Raw genomic sequence first — 18,098 nt, 5'->3', positions numbered from 1 at the left:
CATTGGGCTATAGCCAAGCGGTAAGGCAACGGACTTTGACTCCGTCATGCGTTGGTTCGAATCCAGCTAGCCCAGTCTCACTTTTTTATATCAATTGCATATAATGTATTAAGTCCCTTAAGATGCGGAAGTAGTTCAGTGGTAGAACACCACCTTGCCAAGGTGGGGGTCGCGGGTTCGAATCCCGTCTTCCGCTCCAATTACGGCGGCATAGCCAAGTGGTAAGGCAGAGGTCTGCAAAACCTTTATCCCCGGTTCGAATCCGGGTGTCGCCTTTCTTTTGCCGGGGTGGTGGAATTGGCAGACACACAGGACTTAAAATCCTGCGGTAGGTGACTACCGTGCCGGTTCAAGTCCGGCCCTCGGCACCAATTTTACTTACTTGATAAGTTAAATTGGTGTTTGTGTTTGAAAATATAATGAAGCTAATCATATCAATGATCTACTTATGTAGATCATTTTTTTATTGTATGAAAGTGTCGATGGAAGCATTGGGCTGTATTTCATAGAAAGTCGCTTTGGCCCTTTATTATTATATTTTCCAAAAAACTTTTTTGAAATACATTGACACTTTATCATATCCATGATATATTTATATTCGTCGGTTAGATACGACGTAAAACTTGCCGGTGTGGCGGAATTGGCAGACGCGCACGACTCAAAATCGTGTTCCTTCTGGAGTGTCGGTTCGACCCCGACCACCGGTATACAAAAGAACCCCGTTTCTTACTTATGTAAGAAACGGGGTTTCGTTTTTATTAAAAGAAGGAGCCTATATTAATAAGCAGAGGCTCCTTTTTGTTATTTACTCAGCATATTGGTCGATGATCTCTTCTAAGACCTCTTCAAGTTGTTCGATATCATCAAGCTCTGATTGTCTGAAACGGACACGTACGAGCTGCTCTCCGTCATTATACATCTCTTCCAGCCATCCACGCAGGCCTCTTGCCCGGCGATCGACTTCGAAAATAATTTCTAAACCGTCTTCCTCTAGAAGAAAAATAAGCTCTAATTCATCAAGCATCTGACGGTAATAGCCTGATGTTGGAACAAACTCAAATTCTTGAACGAAAGGCAGACGGCGCTTGAAGTAAGATGCCTGTTCACAGTCTGCTTCGTTAAGACGGAAGCCAAGGTTCTCAATTGCTTCTAATACATTTTCAACCCAAGGATGTGCTTCTACGAAGATACGATCGTGATCTGATTTATCAATACCGCCTTGAATGTCAAGGTCTGTCACTACTGCGACTTCTACCTTCCCTACAGTAATCGGTGTATCAAGAGGCAGGATGAAGGAGAACGGAAATTGGTGTTCTTCTCCAGGCTGAATGGTGAATGAACCAGTTACCCGAAAAGAATGAATTGTTGCGTGTTTCCGGTGCTCTTCATCGTCTTTTACAATGACATATCTTGTGTTGAGCTGTAAGTCAATATAACGGATATCCTGGGCGATTTTCCCGCCTTTTACATGTACAGTTCCGCGGACTTCTTCTCCTGGACAATACGCATCTTTCTCCAAAATGGTATCGACTTTTGCTGCGCCGATGCCGGCACTTGCGGCAAGTTTCTTAAAAAATGACATATTAGATCTTCCCCTTTTTCTTTTTCTCAACAGTTATACGTGGGAAGAAGGAAAAAAGGTTCATTTATTTTGAAATAAATGAACCTTTTTTCCTATATTCGTTTATCTGAGGGACAGACTAAAAGTGATGCTTAAGTAAAGGAGGAGACGTGAATGAATAAAGAAACGATGGTCGCTGATGAATTACATAGAATGTTTTTAGCTGGTGAGCTGCAAATCACAGTCGAGGAGGACATTAACAATCTTTCAGAAAGACTGAGAAGCGGTGAACTCAGATTAGACAGTTTAACCGGAGAAGATGCGTTTATAAAAGAAACAGTAAACGAAGCATTACGAAGAGTGGAGCAATAAAATAAAGAGACGGCTTCTCAAAATGAGAGACCGTCTTTTTTTATGGTTTAAGAAGCACTTTAATGGCTCCGTCTGTTTTCGTATCAAACACCTCATAACCGTGCTTTGCTTGATCTAACGGCAGAACATGTGTAATGATGTCGCCCGGATCTACTTTACCTGTAGCAATCAGTTCATACAGGTGCGGCATATAATGAATGACGGGGGCTTGGCCGGTTCTAATATTTACGTTCCTTTGGAAGATGTCTCCGAATGGAAATGCATTGTATCTCATTCCGTACACACCTGTCACCTGAATTGTGCCGCATTTTCTGACAGCCTGTGCCGCCGTTACCAGCGCACCCATGGCTCCGCCGTGCATTTTTACACCGGTGGCGAGAAATTCAAGCGGGGACATTTTGCCGTCCATTCCGACGCAGTCGATGACGACATCTGCACCGCCCTGTGTGATTTCTTTCAAATATGAACCGGCGTTTTCATGATGCTCGAAATTGACGATTTCTACATTGTTTGTTTTTTTGGCGTGCTGAAGGCGATAGTCTACATAATCCACTGCAATGACTCTTTTGGCGCCTTTCATCCATGCGAATTTTTGCGCGAGCAGCCCGACAGGACCGCAGCCGAGAATAATGACGGTATTTCCCTCTTTTACTCCTGCGTTGTCTACGCTCCAATAGGCTGTTGACATAGCGTCTGAAAGCAATACCAATTTCTCATCTTCTACTTCACAGTCATCAGGAAGTTTAAAGGGAGTGAAGTTAGCATAGGGGACGCGCATGTATTCAGCCTGACCTCCGGGATAGCCGCCTGCTGAGTCTGAATAGCCAAAATAAGCGCCGACTTCGCCGTTTGCATTTGAATTGTCACATTGGCTTTCGAGCTGGTTTTTGCAGAAAAAACATTCGCCGCAGCTGACGTTAAACGGTATGATGACACGATCGCCTTTTTTAACCTTGTGAACGTCGGGGCCTGTTTCTTCAACAATGCCCATTGGTTCATGGCCGATGATATAATCTTCAGGAAAATTGGGAACCATGCCGTGAATTAAGTGTAAATCAGATCCGCAGATTGCTGTGGTTGTCAGTTTGACGATGATATCATCAGGTTTTTTGATTTCTGGCGCTTTTACCTCTTTGACGCGGACGTCTTTAATGCCTTGATACGTAACAGCTTTCATTCATGATGTCTCCTTATTGTTTAGTGATCGGGCGTTGCGAATGTTCCGAGACGGTTCGTGTTATCGGGGAAAAGTTTTAGCCCGGCGATATCAACGGCTGTTTGTGCTGATTTCATATCGATTTGAAATTGTTTGTCCAAGTCAGAAGGGAAAAGCCAGCCTTTTTCCATCATGAGCTGTGATAGTTCTCCGTGCAGGTAAATAGCTGCGTCTAATTGATTGCGCAATGCTGTTCTGAGTTCTGGGCTTGCGGTTTCCGTGATGGCGACAGCATAATTTTTGATGCCGGTTTTTACGGAAATTAAGAAATCAAGGGCGAGTGCTGAATCAGCAAGGTCAGGCATGCCTTTTGCGTTTTTCGGGTCTAAGAAATCGTTCAATGATAGTCACCTCCTGTTATTGTCGGGGCCTTTTGATAGAGGCTCTGAAGCTCAGTTACGTCCCGTACAGACTGCTGTACATCCTTCTCCATAAGGGCTCTCAGTTCCTGATCGAACACCAGTCCCTGCATCATTTTTGATTTAAGTAAACATACGGTTTTGAAGTTGAGGATTTCGTGTAAATCAACTGTTTCGTGGTTTGCCAAACGGTCTTGTTCCATTTTTTCGGTCACCTCCTGATTCAAAGGTATTTTTACCTTGTATCATGCTTTTATGCGAAAGTGCTATAATGGGTAACATATTTTCTTGGGGGAGTGGATGATGAAACAGATTATTGCGATGGGCGGCGGAGGTTTTTCAATGGAACCAGATCATCTCGTTCTTGATCAATTTATCATTAATCAGTCAAAGCAGCCCTCACCTCGCATTTGTTTTTTGCCAACGGCAAGCGGGGATGCGGAGAACTACGTTCAGCGGTTTTACCATGCTTTTCAAAAGCTTGATTGTGACCCGTCTCATTTATCTTTATTTAAGCCGCCGACAACAGATTTAGCCTCCTTTATTATGGAGAAAGATGTGATTTATGTCGGCGGGGGAAATACAAGAAATTTGCTGGTGCTGTGGAAGGAGTGGGGACTGGATCACATATTGAAAAAAGCTTGGGAGAACGGGATTATTTTAGCGGGATTAAGTGCAGGTGCGATCTGCTGGTTTGAAGAAGGTGTGACGGATTCTGCCGGACCGCTGACCGGTTTGAAAAGCTTGGGTTTTTTGCAAGGCAGTTTTTGTCCTCATTATGATGGAGAAAAGGATCGGAGACCTACATATCATCACATGATATCAGAGAAAGCGTTGAGCAGCGGTTATGCGGCGGATGATGGAGCAGCTCTTCATTTTATTGATGATCATTTTTTTCAGGCTGTGAGTTCAAGATCTGATGCAAATGCGTATCAGGTGGTGATTCATGAAAATGAAATCTCTGAAATAGCATTGCCGATTACATATTTGTCTTGAATTTGCTGAATATTTTATACATTGCTCTTTTTTTCAGTTTGTTTTTATGATACGATAAGTGCGAAATTAATAGTTACTGGGGGTGCCCGCTGACGGGCTGAGAGAGAAGATATGCTTCTTAACCCTTTGGACCTGATCTGGTTCGTACCAGCGTGGGGAAGTAGAGGAATTGTTTTTATTATTGCTGAATACTGCAATAATATGTTTCTTTCTGACTGTAACCGGGTTCATTCAATTGAATCCGGTTTTTTGTGCTGGTTATGGGCTTGATTTTGTCCTTTCAAACTAAGAGAGGGGAAGGATAAGTGATGCAAAATCATTCAGTGCAGCAAGCCAACATTTCCATTATGTCGAGTTTTTCAGGGAGTAAAAAAGTATATGTAGAGGGGGCTTCGCCGGATATTCAAGTGCCGATGAGAGAAATTGAACTCAGTCCGACGACAGGATCATTCGGCGAAGAGGAAAACGCGCCGGTTCGTGTCTATGATACAAGCGGACCGTATACGGACCCCGATGTAAAAATTAATATTCAAGAAGGTTTAAAACCGCTTCGGCACAAGTGGATCACTGGGCGCAGCGATGTTGAGGAATACGATGGACGTGCTGTGAAGCCAGAAGACAACGGCTATAAAAAGGCTAACCCTAATGTAAGCTATCCCGGGTTAAAACGGAAACCGCTACGGGCGAAAACGGGCCAAAATGTCACTCAAATGCATTATGCGAAAAAGGGGATAATTACCCCTGAAATGGAGTTTATCGCTATTCGTGAGCATGTGTCTCCCGAATTTGTCAGAGATGAAGTAGCCAGCGGCCGGGCGATTATTCCAGCAAATATTAATCATCCGGAAAGTGAACCAATGATTATCGGCCGAAATTTCCATGTGAAAATTAATGCGAATATCGGGAATTCAGCAGTTACATCTTCGATTGAAGAAGAAGTGGAAAAAATGACGTGGGCGATTCGCTGGGGAGCAGATACGATGATGGATCTTTCCACGGGGAAAGATATTCATACGACGCGTGAATGGATTATCCGAAATTGCCCGGTTCCTGTTGGCACCGTTCCGATCTATCAAGCGCTTGAAAAAGTAAACGGTGTAGCGGAGGATTTAACGTGGGAAATCTACCGTGACACGCTGATTGAGCAGGCTGAACAGGGTGTGGATTATTTTACGATTCACGCGGGTGTTTTGCTGCGATATGTGCCGCTAACTGCTAAACGGACAACGGGAATTGTGTCACGCGGCGGAGCGATTATGGCCCAGTGGTGTCTGGCTCATCATCAGGAAAGCTTTCTGTATACTCATTTTGAAGAAATCTGTGAAATTATGAAAACATATGATATTGCCTTTTCTCTTGGAGACGGGCTTCGCCCAGGGTCAATTGCCGATGCCAATGACGAAGCGCAGTTTGCTGAATTAGAGACTCTCGGAGAACTCACGCAAATTGCCTGGAAGCATGATGTTCAGGTGATGATTGAGGGGCCGGGTCATGTGCCGATGCATAAAATCAAAGAGAATGTCGATAAACAAATGGAAATCTGTAAAGAAGCGCCTTTTTACACGCTAGGGCCGCTGACGACGGATATTGCACCGGGCTACGACCACATTACATCAGCGATCGGAGCGGCGATGATCGGCTGGTACGGTACGGCCATGCTTTGTTATGTGACGCCGAAGGAGCATCTCGGGCTGCCAAACCGTGAAGATGTGCGGGAAGGGGTTATTACATACAAAATTGCGGCGCATGCGGCTGACCTTGCAAAAGGGCATCCGGGAGCGCAAATACGAGATGACGCTTTATCAAAAGCCCGCTTTGAATTCCGCTGGCGAGACCAATTTAACCTGTCGCTTGATCCGGAAAGAGCGCTTGAATATCATGATGAGACTCTGCCTGCTGAAGGGGCGAAAACGGCTCATTTCTGTTCGATGTGCGGGCCGAAATTCTGCAGCATGAGAATTTCTCAGGACATCCGTGATTATGCCAAAGACAAAGAGCTTAATGAGTGGGATGCCATTCAAGAGGGCATGAAAGAAAAAGCCGAGGAATTTGTGAATCAAGGGAGCAAACTTTATAAGTAACAGTACAGAAAGTCATTGACAGGCCGAATTGAATACGTTTAAATATAGCTAATATACATTTCCAACATTTGCTGATCGGATCACCGAAGGCTCTTATCTTTTGAGATAAGAGCCTTTTTTATTTTTAAAGGAGGGAGAAATGATGGGAACCAAAAAAGAGAAAGGGAGAAGACGCTTCAGAAAACGAAAAACATATGGCAATCAGATGCTGCCGCTGGCGCTTCTTATTGAAAAGAACAAGCGAGAGATAATGAATAGTGAGGAGTTAATGGAAAAAATTTATATGAAGATTGATGAGAAGCATACGGCAATCCGTAAATCTATGTAAAAAACCCGCTGAATAAACAGCGGGTTTTTTTCTATGCTATTAAACTTCTTTTTTAATCGGCAAACCTAAGCCCTCTGCTACGCGTCTTCCGTATTCAGGATCAGCTTTGTAAAAGTGCTCGATTTGGCGGAGTTTGATTTCTTCTTTTTCTACCGGTTTCATTGCATTTACGATATTTTCTACAAGGCGGGTGCGTTCCTCTTCGCTCATTAAACGGTAGAGATCGCCGGCTTGTGTGTAGTGATCATTGTGATCGTAGCTTACGCTGTCAGCCATTCCTTGTACTGGATAAGCCGCTTGTTTATCCTCAGGTGACTCAGTCGGTCCGCCGAAGCTGTTTGGCTCGTAGTAGACGGAGCCGCCGCCGTTATTATCAAAGCGCATTTGTCCGTCACGCTGATAGTTTCTTACTTCGTTGCGTGCGCGGTTGATCGGCAGGGCCTGGTGGTTTGCTCCCACACGGTAGCGATGCGCATCATGATACGCAAACAGACGCCCTTGAAGCATTTTATCCGGTGATACATCAATACCGGGGACCAGTGTTCCAGGTGAGAATGTTGCTTGTTCTACTTCTGCAAAGTAGTTTTCCGGATTTCTGTCAAGAACCATACGGCCGACTTCAATGAGCGGATAGTCTTTTTGAGACCATACTTTTGTGACATCAAACGGGTCGAAGCGGTACGTATTTGCATCTTCTAAAGGCATGATTTGCACATATAATTTCCATGCAGGGAAATCGCCGTTTTCGATTGCATTGAACAGATCTTCAGTATGATAATCCGGGTTTTCACCGGCAATTTTTGCTGCTGTCTTCACATCAAGGTTCTTTACGCCTTGTTCTGTTTTAAAGTGATACTTGATCCATACGCCTTCGCCTTCGGCATTTGTCCATTTGAATGTATGGCTACCAAAACCGTGCATGTGGCGAAGTGTAGCAGGAATTCCGCGGTCAGACATCAGGATCGTCACTTGGTGTAGAGATTCCGGTGAAAGTGACCAGAAATCCCATACAGCTGTAGGATTTTTCAAGTGTGTTTTTGGATCTCTTTTTTGTGTATGGATAAAATCAGGGAACTTAATCGCATCGCGGATGAAGAATACCGGCGTATTGTTGCCGACGATGTCATAGTTTCCTTCTTCTGTATAAAACTTAACAGCAAATCCCCGCGGGTCGCGAACGGTGTCAGCAGAGCCAAGTTCACCGGCAACTGTTGAGAAACGGATGAACAAAGGTGTGCGTTTGCCGACTTCTGATAAGAAAGCAGCTTTTGTATATTTTGTTACATCGTTTGTCACTTCAAAATAACCGTGTGCGCCTGCACCTTTAGCGTGAACGACACGCTCAGGAACACGTTCTCTGTTAAAATGGGCCAATTTTTCGAGTAAGTGTACATCTTGGATTAAAGTTGGTCCGCGAGAACCGGCAGTCATTGAATTTTGATTATCTCCAACTGGAGCTCCCCAGCTAGTTGTCAGTTTATTTGAACTCATGTCATCACCTCTTGGAATTGATAAGAACATAATATCATCTCTAAGTAAAAAGTCAATATTATTTTATAATGATTATAAAATAATCATTTGTATAATGCGATAAAAACTATTAAAAAAAGCAGAAAACCCTTGGCAGAACAGCTTAATAGAGATGATCGAGGGTTCATAGAAATAAGCGCTATTTGCGAATATGAAAAGTAAGTGATAAACATTCATCCAAAAAATGCTGAATAAAAAAGAGTTGACATATCGGAATAATTTGAATTAACATGATATTCAAACAAAAAAACAATTGGGCAGCTGATCGGACCGCCGAAGGCTCTCATCTCTACAAAAACAGAGATGGGGGCCTTTTTGTTTTTTTAGAAGGCGGGGTTGGCAGAAGGAGAGGGATAAAAGTGGCTGTGACCATCAACATCAAGGAAAAAGCATTTGCTCAAGAAGGCCGCCAAACTACGGTCTTGGAGAATATTCAATTATCAATTGCACCGGGTGAGTTTTTAACGATCATCGGACCGAGCGGATGCGGAAAAAGCACACTTTTAAAGATAATTGCAGGACTTGATTCTGATTTTAGCGGGAGTGTCGAAATTAACGGACGCCATGTGACTGCACCAGGTATTCAGCAAGGATTTATTTTTCAGGAACACCGTCTTTTTCCTTGGCTGACGGTTGAGCAGAATATTGCCGCCGATTTGAATTTGAAAGATCCAAAAGTCAAACAGAAGGTAGATGAACTGATCGAGATTGTCAGATTAAAAGGATCGGAGAAAGCATATCCGCGTGAGCTGTCGGGCGGTATGTCTCAAAGAGTGGCCATCGCACGAGCTCTTCTGCGGGAGCCGGAGGTGCTGCTTTTGGATGAACCGTTCGGTGCGTTAGACGCGTTTACTCGAAAACACCTTCAAGACGTGCTGCTGGATATATGGCGGAGGAAAAAAACAACGATGATACTCGTCACTCATGATATAGATGAATCTGTTTATTTAGGGAATGAGATTGCGATCCTAAAAGCCAAACCGGGAAAAATTCATAAGCTGATGCCAATTCATCTGGCTTATCCCCGAAACAGGACGACACCTGATTTCCAAGCGATCAGACAGAAAGTGCTGTCGGAATTCGAAAAAACAGAAGACTTTGAGTATGCAGAAGGATCAGGGATATAGAAAGGGCTGAAGCAGATATGAAAAAAGGAATCATTGTATTGGCATCTATTTTTTTTCTGCTGGCAGGGTGCGGAGCAAATGGAGCCAGCGGTGATAAAAAACCATTGAAAGAAATTCGGATCGGGATACAGCAAAGCTTAAGCCCGCTTTTAATTGCCAAGGAAAAAGGCTGGTTTGAAGAGGCTTTTGAAAAAGAAGGCATCAAGGTGAAATGGGTGGAGTTTCAAAGCGGGCCGCCACAATTTGAAGGGCTTGCAGCAGATAAACTTGATTTTTCTCAAGTCGGCAATTCACCAGTGATCGCTGGACAGGCGGCAGGCATTGATTTTAAAGAAATCGGCTTGTCTCAGGACGGATTAAAGGCGAACGGCATACTTGTGAATCCAGACAGCGGGATTAAGGAGGTCAAAGATTTAAAAGGAAAGAAAATTGCTGTAGCGAAAGGCAGCAGCGGCTTTGACTTTTTGTATAAAGCGCTTGACCAATCAGGCTTGTCAGCTGATGACGTGACCATTATTCAGCTGCAGCCTGATGAAGCGGCCTCTGCGTTTGAAAACGGTTCGGTTGACGCTTGGTCCATCTGGGAGCCGTACCTATCCTTAGAAACAATCAAACACGGAGCGAAACTTCTTGTGAACGGGGAAAGCACCGATTTATATTCACCAGGGTTTACCTTAGTTAGAACAACATTTTCTAAGGAACATCCAGACGAAGTGGTCCGTTTTCTGAAGGTATTTAATCAGGCGGTTGTATGGCAAAAGGAACATCCGGGTGAAGCGGCTGACTTGTATGCAAAAATAAAAGATCTCGATAAAAAGGTCGTTGAAAATGTGCTGAAAAATACGGAGCCTCTGAATGAGGTTATTAGTGAAGACATTATAAAAGCGCAGCAGGAGACAGCGGATTTTCAATATAAAACAAAAGCGATAGATAAGAAAATTGATGTGAGAGAAGTTGTTGATAATTCATTTATCAAAAAAGCGTTAAAGGAAAAAGTCTCTGGAGGTGATCCATCATGAAAGCAGAGGCTGCAGGTTCACTGCCGAAAGCAAATGCTGAAGCGATACAAAGAAAGCCCCATAGAATCAAATACGGGTGGGCAAAGGGGCTTCTGCTGCCTGCTGTGATCATAGCCATCTGGCAGGTGATCGGCAGTCTTGGCATCGTGTCGGCGACAGTGCTCCCAACACCTGTTGCGATCTTGCTGACGTTTAAAGAGCTCATTTTGACAGGCGAGCTCTTTGGCCATCTGCAAATCAGTATATACCGGGCAGCGCTTGGTTTTGTACTTGGTGCGGGGCTTGGGCTTTTGATCGGAATTTTGGCCGGATTCTCTAAACGGACGGAGTTGTATCTTGACCCATCATTGCAAATGCTCAGAACCGTTCCGCATCTGGCTGTCACGCCGCTGTTTATTTTATGGTTCGGTTTTGATGAAATATCGAAAATTTTGCTGATTGCGCTCGGCGCTTTCTTCCCTGTGTATATCAATACATTTAACGGCATTCGCGGAGTTGACGCTAAGCTGTTCGAAGTTGCCCGGGTGCTTGAATTTAAATGGCACCAGCAGATGACAAAAGTGATTGTGCCGGCATCCCTGCCCAATATATTGCTCGGCATTCGCTTATCGCTAGGTATTGCATGGCTTGGGCTTGTTGTAGCGGAGCTGATGGGTTCAAGCTCAGGTGTCGGTTATATGATCATGGATGCCAGACAATTTTCACAAACAAATAAAGTGTTTGCCGGGATTATCATTTTTGCGGTGGTTGGAAAGCTGACGGATTCTTTTGTCAGACTGCTTGAACGAAAGCTATTAAAGTGGAGAAACAGTTACGAGGGAAAATAGACGAAAAGGAGAGATTGATATGGACATTCTTTGGTTTATTCCGACACATGGAGATGCAAGGTATTTAGGGTCGGAAAGCGATGGACGGACGGCGGATCATGAATACTTTAAACAAGTGGCGCAGGCCGCTGACAGGCTGGGGTATACAGGAGTCCTTCTGCCGACGGGAAGATCGTGCGAGGACCCTTGGCTCACAGCCTCGGCGTTAGCGGGAGAAACAAAAGACTTAAAGTTTTTAGTCGCTGTACGGCCCGGGTTAATGCAGCCTTCTCTTGCAGCCAGAATGACCTCTACCTTAGATCACATTTCAGATGGACGGCTGCTGATTAATGTTGTGGCAGGGGGCGATCCGTACGAGCTAGCCGGGGACGGACTGTTTATCAGTCATGATGAGCGCTATGAAGCAACGGACGAATTTTTAACTGTTTGGCGGGGGCTTTTGCGCGGAGAAACGGTTACCTATGAAGGAAAACATATAAAAGTGGAAAACAGCAATCTGCTATTCCCGCCGCGGCAAGCACCGCACCCGCCTATCTATTTCGGTGGGTCCTCACAGGCTGGAATTGAGGTCGCGGCAAAGCATACAGATGTGTATTTAACGTGGGGTGAGCCGCCTGAGCAGGTAAAAGAAAAGATTGAGAGAGTCAAAAAGCAAGCAGAAAAAGAGGGAAGAACAGTGCGGTTCGGCATTAGGCTGCATGTGATCGCCCGTGAGACAGAACATGAGGCGTGGGAAGCGGCTGAGCGTTTAATCAGCCATTTGGATGATGACACGATTGCCAAAGCACAGAACGCTTTGCGCCGTGCTGATTCTTCGGGTCAAAAGCGGATGGCGGAGCTTCATCGAGGCGATCGGACAAAGCTTGAAATCAGCCCGAATCTGTGGGCGGGTATCGGCCTGGTCAGAGGAGGGGCAGGCACGGCTCTTGTCGGAGATCCGCAGACCATTGCCGACCGCATAGCGGAGTACCAGGCCCTCGGCATTGAATCATTTATTTTTTCCGGCTATCCTCATTTAGAAGAAGCGTACTATTTTGCAGAGCTCGTCTTCCCGCTTTTGCCGTTCGAAAATGAGCGGACAAGGAAACTTCAGAAAAAAAGAGGAGAAGCCGTCGGTAACACTTATTTTGTCAAAGAGAATCATGCGTCAGTTTAAGCGAAAACACAGCCTCCGAACATGGTATGATAATCAAAAAAAGGGGGCTGTTTTTCCTGAGAATACTTATAAGTGCCGTTACTCTGTTGGTCATGCTGTCTGCATGCGGAAATACGAAGCACATGGAAATCAAAGAGGCAGATGTTTCAGATATTGAAAAAAACAGAATGAAGATTGCGGCTCCGCATTCATTCGCTGCGGAAGTGACTAATATCAACGAAAGCATTTCTGAGGCGGACATGTACATTGAACATTACCAAAACGGAAAGCTTGTTGAAACGATAGGTCCGGTAACTGCTGATTACACGGAAGAAAATCCCGCTACATTACAATTTGTTTATTTTGAGAATGAGGAAGGGCAGAAAAAAATGAGCACCGTTCACTTTGGCATTGTTGATGAACAAGGGAGCAGCACGGCTGCTTCATCGTTTCAGCGTGACGTCAGCGCTGCACAGGAAATGACTCAAAATATATCATCAGCGGAGCCAATTTCTTTTGGGAAACCGGTATTGATCGGCAGCAGCATAAAGGATTCTAACGGTACAATGAAAACCTCTGAAAACAAAAATGAACTGATCAAACATAAAGATGCTCTGCTTTATTATGTTGAATTGCATAAATAGAATGGGCGGCTTCGGCCGTCTGTTTTACCGAGCGGTGTGCTTGCATTTTAGAATACATCGTGATACATTTTAAATCGTAAATATTACGATTTAAAGGAGGCTTTTTCTTGGCTAAGAAATCAAAAGTGGCAAAAGAATTAAAACGCCAGAAGCTTGTTGAACAATATGTTGCTATCAGACAAGAGTTAAAGGCAAAAGGAGATTACGAAGCACTCAGCAAGCTGCCGAGAGATTCAGCACCGGGAAGACTCCATAACCGCTGTATGGTAACGGGCCGCCCGAGAGGATATATGAGAAAATTTAAAATGTCCAGAATTGCATTTAGGGAGCTGGCGCATAAAGGCCAAATTCCGGGCGTGAAAAAAGCAAGCTGGTAAGAAAAAACTCCGGACGATTACACCGCGCCGGAGTTTTTTTCATTTTTTTTGAAGGAAATGACGTAGGATAGGTGCTGGATGATCATGATGATAAACACGATAATAATAGGGAAAAAGGGAATGTGTGACTGAAACAGCGGGTAAAAAATGAGCAGGACAGCGGCGGCAGGCAGTGAAAAGTAGACGGCGATATATGACGCACGGCAGGCTTTTGCCGTCATCATCTGCTCTCTTTCATCCTGTTCCTCAAATTCATCTGGCAGCAGGAGATTTTTTGACGCAGGTCGGCTTTTCTTTTGTAAATAGATATAAACTGCAGCTGCCACAATAAAAAGAATAAACGGAGTGATGTTTATTTCAAACATCATCTGGCCGTTCCTTGTGCGGAAAAAGGCTCCAATGCCTTCCGAAGCTTCAAAGTATGAAATCAGTGTCCAGCATGCAAGGCCGAACAAAACGAGGTGAAATGCTGCTTTTGTTTTCATGCCCATATTAGTCTTCCTCCTCTAGCCAAAAGACATCTTCCATTTTCATGGAGAAGGCTTTGCAGATTTTTAATGCTAATAACAGTGAGGGAACATAGTCTCCTTTTTCAATTGCTGCTACCGTTTGTCTCGTGACGCCGACCGTTTCTCCGAGTTTTTCCTGAGAATAGCTGAAGCGCGCTCTGAGCTCTTTCACTTTATTTTTCATCATGACGTCTGCCACCTTCACATTCTCACTTTCTTCCATTGTATAGTTTATTTAACATTATGTAAATGAAACTTAACAACATTGCAAAAATAAAAATTTCTTTCGACAAATTTTTTATATTCTCTTGACGAAAAATTAATAAACGTGTAACATAATAAAAGTCAAAGCGGTGCTGACACCGACAATAACATGCGGGTGTAGTTTAGTGGTAAAACCTCAGCCTTCCAAGCTGATGTCGTGAGTTCGATTCTCATCACCCGCTCCATACATACGTTATTAACGCAGTGTTTCGTTTCTCAGATAAACGAAGTATTGCGTTTTTTTATGTGAAAAAGAACACGAATCTCGTGTTCTTTTACGTAAGCCAATGTACTGTATGGCCGCCGCCGTGAATTTGTTCAAACATTTTCGTTAATGATGTTAATAGGTTAACGGCGTTTTCTTTTTTAATCGATGGCGGGAAATAGATGATTTGCAGCATGCTTTTTGTATCTGCGGTGACGGGTTTTTGATTGGCTTTGTTTTTGAAATCGCCGAATACCCCGTCTTCATCAGAATAAATCAGTATGTTATCTTTTTCTCCTACTGAAATCCGGACTGGCTCCTGAAGCTTGCCGGCATCATAGATCATAATGGGGAGAGAATATTTTAACGCGAAAAAATGTATGGTATCATGGGCTGAATTCTCGCTTTCCATGAATTGTTCTTTGGATATCGGGATCAGCATTTGCTCCATCGGCGTTTTTTCTCCCTCGAATGAAGGGTCAAGCTGCTTCAAGATTGTCTGCCATTCTTTAACGAAAGGCTGGCTGGAAATTCCGCCGTCCGCATAGTCAAAAAACAGGGACTCTTGAAATAAACGAAGTCTGCCTTTCAGCATTTGCGGAGAGGAGCCGACTTCAATATTTTCATATATCACAGCGGCTGCATTTATTCCTGCCGCGCGTTCAGTAATAACAGGATCAAGTTTAATATTCACATGCATTCACTCCAATTACGGGATATCAACCTATTATACAACGGCTTATTGTTTTATCACAAAGAAAGGAGGCTGTGCAAACCATGAACGTTTATCAGCTGAAAGAAGAATTAATTGAATACGCGAAAAGCATTGGCGTGGACAAGATCGGTTTTACGACCGCTGATACATTTGACAGTTTAAAAGACCGTTTGATTCTTCAGGAGTCACTCGGATATCTTTCCGGTTTTGAAGAGCCTGATATTGAAAAAAGAGTGACGCCGACGCTGCTTTTGCCGAAAGCGAAATCAATCGTGGCCATTGCACTTGCTTATCCTTCGAGAATGAAGGATGCGCCAAGAAGCACGCGAACTGAGCGCAGAGGCATTTTTTGCAGAGCCTCCTGGGGAAAGGACTATCATGACGTCCTGCGGGAAAAGCTCGATCTTCTGGAGGATTTTCTGAGAAGCAAGCATGAGGATATCAGGACAAAATCAATGGTCGATACGGGTGAATTGTCTGATCGGGCAGTGGCGGAACGGGCCGGAATTGGGTTCAGCGCCAAAAACTGTATGATTACAACGCCAGAGTACGGGTCTTATGTGTATTTGGCGGAAATGATTACAAATATACCTTTCGAGCCGGATGTGCCGATTGAGGATATGTGCGGATCATGCACCAAATGTTTAGATGCTTGCCCGACGGGAGCGCTTGTGAACCCTGGGCAGCTTAACGCTCAGCGCTGTATATCTTTTCTGACCCAGACAAAAGGATTTTTGCCGGATGAATTCCGCACGAAAATCGGAAACCGACTGTATGGATGCGATACGTGCCAAACGGTATGTCCAATCAATAAAGGGAAGGATTTTCATCTGCATCCTGAAATGGAACCGGACCCCGAGATTGCAAAACCGTTGCTGAAGCCGCTTTTAACCATCAGCAACCGTAAATTTAAAGAGAAATTCGGACATGTTTCAGGCTCGTGGCGTGGAAAAAAACCGATTCAGCGGAATGCGATTCTGGCGCTTGCCCACTTTAAAGACACCTCCGCACTGCCTGAACTGACGGAGCTTATGCATAAAGATCCGCGCCCGGTAATCAGGGGAACGGCTGCCTGGGCTATCGGGAAAATCGGAGACAACACATACGCGGAGGAGCTTGAAAAAGCACTGGAAAAAGAAAATGATGAAGAGGCAAAGCAGGAAATTGAAAAAGGAATAGAATTGCTAAAAGCCGGCATGACTAAATAAGTCTTGTCCTGACATACGTATAGAGCAGAAGGAAAAAACACTTGAGATGCAGCCAAGTGTTTTTTCTCTATAAAAAAGTATGTCGGGTGGGGTGAGCTTGAAGCACATATTAGAACAACTAGCGGAGGAGCGTCTCAGCTATCTGGTCAACGGGCATGATCTGAGACAGGAGCCTCAAGTCGGAGACCTGGAAGTCATGGAACGAAAGAAAAAGCTTCTGGAAAAACGTAAGATTGAGATGATAAAAGCGAAAGCAAAAGCTGTCATTGACTATGTGCAGGTTGAGGATGACGGAACCGCCTGCATCAGGTATATCATACACTTCGAATATCTATACAAGGAGCAGGATGACAGTCTGTATATGGAAGAGCAGATAGAAGAAAGAGTCGCTTTTGTTTATGATCAAATTCTGATTAAGGATCAGGAAGTGATAAAAAAACCGGCGGGGTTTAGTGAAGGCCAAAGCATTATTGACTATTCACAGGAAGAAAGGGAAGCGTTTGGCCGGGCTTTTCAATATGACCGGCTCGGAGCGGTACAATATGCCGAAAAATATTGGAACAAGCGTAATCCGGCTTATAAAAATTTCAGCGATAATTGTACGAATTTTATTTCTCAGTGTCTTCATGCAGGAGGAGCACCAATGCGCGGTCACCCGAACAGAGGATCTGGCTGGTGGATGAACCAAAGCTCGTGGAGCTATAGCTGGACGGTGGCGCACTCGATGAAAATGTATTTGACGAATTCCAAGGCCGGCCTTCGGGCGGTTCGGGTGAAATCAGCGGAAGAGCTGGTGCCGGGTGATGTGATTTGCTATGATTTTGAGGGAGACGGCCGGTTTAATCATACAACGATTGTGGTGGCCAAGGACAAAGGCAATATGCCGCTTGTCAACGCCCAGTCCTATGACAGCCGGATGAGGTATTGGTCATACGAGGATTCAACTGCATACACACCGTCTATCCGATATGCCTTTTTTCATATCGTTGATGATACGACAAAAGAGTAATTAATGATATAATGATGGGCGGATAAGAAAAATAGAGGTGAACACAGTGGCATTACATGTCGTTTTATATCAACCAGAAATTCCTGCTAATACAGGGAATATCGCACGTACTTGCGCAGCAACAGATACAACGCTCCACCTGATTCGTCCGCTCGGCTTTTCAACTGATGATAAAATGCTGAAGCGCGCTGGACTTGATTATTGGGAGTTTGTAAACGTGGTGTATCATGACTCGTTAGAAGAATTGTTTGAGGCGTATAAAAAAGGGCAGTTTTTCTTCATCACGAAATTCGGCCAAAAGCCGCATACATCTTTTGACTACACGGATATTGACGAGGATTATTTCTTTGTGTTCGGAAGAGAAACAAGCGGTTTGCCAAAGGAATTAATTCAAAATAATATGGACCGATGCCTGCGTCTTCCGATGACAGAGCATGTCAGATCGCTAAATCTGTCCAATACCGCAGCGATTCTAGTGTATGAGGCACTGCGTCAGCAAAATTACCGAGATTTAAAATAGTGAAAAACCCGCTCATGTGTATGGGCGGGTTTTTTGTGTTATGGAACTTTATTCTGGGCTTAACAACGTAACAGTGTTATGTTACAATGTATCCAT

At 44.2% G+C, this 18,098-nt stretch carries 21 protein-coding genes, 6 tRNA genes and 1 riboswitch; of the genes, 19 read left to right on the top strand and 8 right to left on the bottom strand.

Annotated features, from left to right (window positions below):
* The first annotated feature begins 3 nt into the window (after positions 1 to 3).
* The 5 genes from MTN95_RS13420 (at position 4) to MTN95_RS13400 (ending at position 707) form a co-directional block, all read left to right on the top strand.
* A tRNA-Gln gene (locus tag MTN95_RS13420) sits at positions 4 to 75 on the top strand.
* 49 nt (positions 76 to 124) lie between these two features.
* Positions 125 to 199, top strand: a tRNA-Gly gene (locus tag MTN95_RS13415).
* Between the two features lie 5 nt (positions 200 to 204).
* Positions 205 to 275, top strand: a tRNA-Cys gene (locus MTN95_RS13410).
* Positions 276 to 282: 7 nt separating this feature from the next.
* Positions 283 to 371 (top strand) — tRNA-Leu (locus MTN95_RS13405).
* 254 nt (positions 372 to 625) lie between these two features.
* A tRNA-Leu gene (locus MTN95_RS13400) sits at positions 626 to 707 on the top strand.
* A gap of 98 nt (positions 708 to 805) precedes the next feature.
* Here the strand turns inward: MTN95_RS13400 and spo0M are convergent.
* Complete coding sequence (spo0M, locus tag MTN95_RS13395) at positions 806 to 1,582, bottom strand: sporulation protein (RefSeq protein WP_248338506.1); 777 nt, start codon at positions 1,580 to 1,582, stop codon at positions 806 to 808.
* A gap of 153 nt (positions 1,583 to 1,735) precedes the next feature.
* Here spo0M and MTN95_RS13390 point away from each other — a divergent pair, with 153 nt between their 5' ends.
* Positions 1,736 to 1,933 carry a hypothetical protein gene (locus MTN95_RS13390; protein WP_010333477.1) on the top strand — a complete coding sequence of 66 codons (198 nt, stop codon included), beginning with the start codon at positions 1,736 to 1,738 and terminating at the stop codon, positions 1,931 to 1,933.
* 40 nt (positions 1,934 to 1,973) lie between these two features.
* Here the strand turns inward: MTN95_RS13390 and MTN95_RS13385 are convergent, their stop codons facing one another.
* The 3 genes from MTN95_RS13385 to MTN95_RS13375 are packed head-to-tail and all read right to left on the bottom strand — an operon-like array spanning position 1,974 to position 3,711.
* Complete coding sequence (locus MTN95_RS13385) at positions 1,974 to 3,110, bottom strand: zinc-dependent alcohol dehydrogenase (RefSeq protein WP_059293194.1); 1,137 nt, start codon at positions 3,108 to 3,110, stop codon at positions 1,974 to 1,976.
* Positions 3,111 to 3,130: 20 nt separating this feature from the next.
* Entirely contained in the window at positions 3,131 to 3,490 is a 360-nt protein-coding gene (locus MTN95_RS13380) for a spore coat protein (RefSeq protein WP_010333479.1), read from the bottom strand.
* Positions 3,487 to 3,711, bottom strand: a complete 225-nt coding sequence (locus MTN95_RS13375; protein WP_024120670.1) for a hypothetical protein — start codon at positions 3,709 to 3,711, stop codon at positions 3,487 to 3,489. Before MTN95_RS13375 ends, MTN95_RS13380 begins: the two co-directional genes overlap by 4 nt.
* A gap of 100 nt (positions 3,712 to 3,811) precedes the next feature.
* Here MTN95_RS13375 and MTN95_RS13370 point away from each other — a divergent pair, with 100 nt between their 5' ends.
* The 3 genes from MTN95_RS13370 (at position 3,812) to MTN95_RS13360 (ending at position 6,913) form a co-directional block, all read left to right on the top strand.
* On the top strand, positions 3,812 to 4,504 hold the full coding sequence (locus tag MTN95_RS13370) for a Type 1 glutamine amidotransferase-like domain-containing protein (protein WP_248338514.1): 693 nt from the start codon (positions 3,812 to 3,814) through the stop codon (positions 4,502 to 4,504).
* Between the two features lie 68 nt (positions 4,505 to 4,572).
* Positions 4,573 to 4,680, top strand: a riboswitch (TPP riboswitch).
* A 132-nt stretch (positions 4,681 to 4,812) separates the two neighbouring features.
* On the top strand, positions 4,813 to 6,585 hold the full coding sequence (gene thiC / locus MTN95_RS13365; RefSeq protein WP_105992136.1) for a phosphomethylpyrimidine synthase ThiC: 1,773 nt from the start codon (positions 4,813 to 4,815) through the stop codon (positions 6,583 to 6,585).
* A gap of 142 nt (positions 6,586 to 6,727) precedes the next feature.
* Positions 6,728 to 6,913: an FbpB family small basic protein gene (locus tag MTN95_RS13360; protein ID WP_024120673.1), complete on the top strand. Its 186-nt coding sequence runs from the start codon at positions 6,728 to 6,730 to the stop codon at positions 6,911 to 6,913.
* Between the two features lie 39 nt (positions 6,914 to 6,952).
* On the opposite strand, the gene katA is transcribed toward MTN95_RS13360, so the two are convergent.
* Complete coding sequence (katA, locus tag MTN95_RS13355) at positions 6,953 to 8,404, bottom strand: catalase KatA (protein WP_105955244.1); 1,452 nt, start codon at positions 8,402 to 8,404, stop codon at positions 6,953 to 6,955.
* A 398-nt stretch (positions 8,405 to 8,802) separates the two neighbouring features.
* On the opposite strand from katA, the gene MTN95_RS13350 reads away from it, so the two are divergent.
* The 6 genes from MTN95_RS13350 to rpsN all read left to right on the top strand — a co-directional run bounded on the left by MTN95_RS13350 (position 8,803) and on the right by rpsN (position 13,572).
* A complete protein-coding gene (locus MTN95_RS13350) occupies positions 8,803 to 9,570 on the top strand; it encodes an ABC transporter ATP-binding protein (RefSeq protein WP_105955245.1) in 768 nt (255 codons plus the stop codon).
* Between the two features lie 17 nt (positions 9,571 to 9,587).
* Positions 9,588 to 10,589, top strand: coding sequence for an aliphatic sulfonate ABC transporter substrate-binding protein (locus MTN95_RS13345; RefSeq protein WP_105955246.1), 1,002 nt, complete (start codon positions 9,588 to 9,590; stop codon positions 10,587 to 10,589).
* A complete protein-coding gene (locus tag MTN95_RS13340) occupies positions 10,583 to 11,416 on the top strand; it encodes an ABC transporter permease (RefSeq protein WP_081638258.1) in 834 nt (277 codons plus the stop codon). Before MTN95_RS13345 ends, MTN95_RS13340 begins: the two co-directional genes overlap by 7 nt.
* 19 nt (positions 11,417 to 11,435) lie before the next feature.
* Positions 11,436 to 12,572 carry an FMNH2-dependent alkanesulfonate monooxygenase gene (gene ssuD, locus MTN95_RS13335; protein ID WP_059293187.1) on the top strand — a complete coding sequence of 379 codons (1,137 nt, stop codon included), beginning with the start codon at positions 11,436 to 11,438 and terminating at the stop codon, positions 12,570 to 12,572.
* 92 nt (positions 12,573 to 12,664) lie between these two features.
* A complete protein-coding gene (locus tag MTN95_RS13330) occupies positions 12,665 to 13,195 on the top strand; it encodes a hypothetical protein (RefSeq protein WP_059293212.1) in 531 nt (176 codons plus the stop codon).
* A gap of 107 nt (positions 13,196 to 13,302) precedes the next feature.
* Complete coding sequence (gene rpsN, locus MTN95_RS13325) at positions 13,303 to 13,572, top strand: 30S ribosomal protein S14 (protein ID WP_024120680.1); 270 nt, start codon at positions 13,303 to 13,305, stop codon at positions 13,570 to 13,572.
* Positions 13,573 to 13,589: 17 nt separating this feature from the next.
* Here rpsN and MTN95_RS13320 read toward each other — a convergent pair whose 3' ends face one another.
* Together MTN95_RS13320 and MTN95_RS13315 are read right to left on the bottom strand one after the other, a co-directional pair.
* Complete coding sequence (locus MTN95_RS13320) at positions 13,590 to 14,063, bottom strand: hypothetical protein (RefSeq protein WP_248338504.1); 474 nt, start codon at positions 14,061 to 14,063, stop codon at positions 13,590 to 13,592.
* Between the two features lies 1 nt (position 14,064).
* A complete protein-coding gene (locus MTN95_RS13315) occupies positions 14,065 to 14,265 on the bottom strand; it encodes a helix-turn-helix transcriptional regulator (protein WP_010333491.1) in 201 nt (66 codons plus the stop codon).
* Positions 14,266 to 14,456: 191 nt separating this feature from the next.
* On the opposite strand from MTN95_RS13315, the gene MTN95_RS13310 reads away from it, so the two are divergent.
* Positions 14,457 to 14,530 (top strand) — tRNA-Gly (locus tag MTN95_RS13310).
* 90 nt (positions 14,531 to 14,620) lie between these two features.
* On the opposite strand, the gene MTN95_RS13305 is transcribed toward MTN95_RS13310, so the two are convergent.
* The gene (locus MTN95_RS13305) at positions 14,621 to 15,244 is read right to left on the bottom strand and encodes a hypothetical protein (RefSeq protein WP_248338502.1); all 624 of its coding nucleotides are present in this window, start codon (positions 15,242 to 15,244) and stop codon (positions 14,621 to 14,623) included.
* 83 nt (positions 15,245 to 15,327) lie between these two features.
* Here MTN95_RS13305 and queG point away from each other — a divergent pair, with 83 nt between their 5' ends.
* From queG to trmL, 3 genes are all read left to right on the top strand, one after another.
* Positions 15,328 to 16,473 (top strand): tRNA epoxyqueuosine(34) reductase QueG, encoded by a 1,146-nt coding sequence (gene queG / locus MTN95_RS13300; protein ID WP_248338499.1) that lies wholly within the window; start codon positions 15,328 to 15,330, stop codon positions 16,471 to 16,473.
* Positions 16,474 to 16,552: 79 nt separating this feature from the next.
* Positions 16,553 to 17,482, top strand: coding sequence for an amidase domain-containing protein (locus MTN95_RS13295; RefSeq protein WP_101863735.1), 930 nt, complete (start codon positions 16,553 to 16,555; stop codon positions 17,480 to 17,482).
* A 37-nt stretch (positions 17,483 to 17,519) separates the two neighbouring features.
* Positions 17,520 to 18,002 carry a tRNA (uridine(34)/cytosine(34)/5-carboxymethylaminomethyluridine(34)-2'-O)-methyltransferase TrmL gene (gene trmL, locus MTN95_RS13290; RefSeq protein ID WP_081638260.1) on the top strand — a complete coding sequence of 161 codons (483 nt, stop codon included), beginning with the start codon at positions 17,520 to 17,522 and terminating at the stop codon, positions 18,000 to 18,002.
* Positions 18,003 to 18,098: the final 96 nt, after the last annotated feature.

The sequence above is a fragment of the Bacillus sp. 2CMS4F genome, from assembly GCF_023161785.1.
Lineage (GTDB): Bacteria > Bacillota > Bacilli > Bacillales > Bacillaceae > Bacillus > Bacillus halotolerans.
The sequence above is the reverse complement of the archived record's forward strand: the minus strand, read 5'-3'. Positions and strand labels throughout refer to the sequence as shown.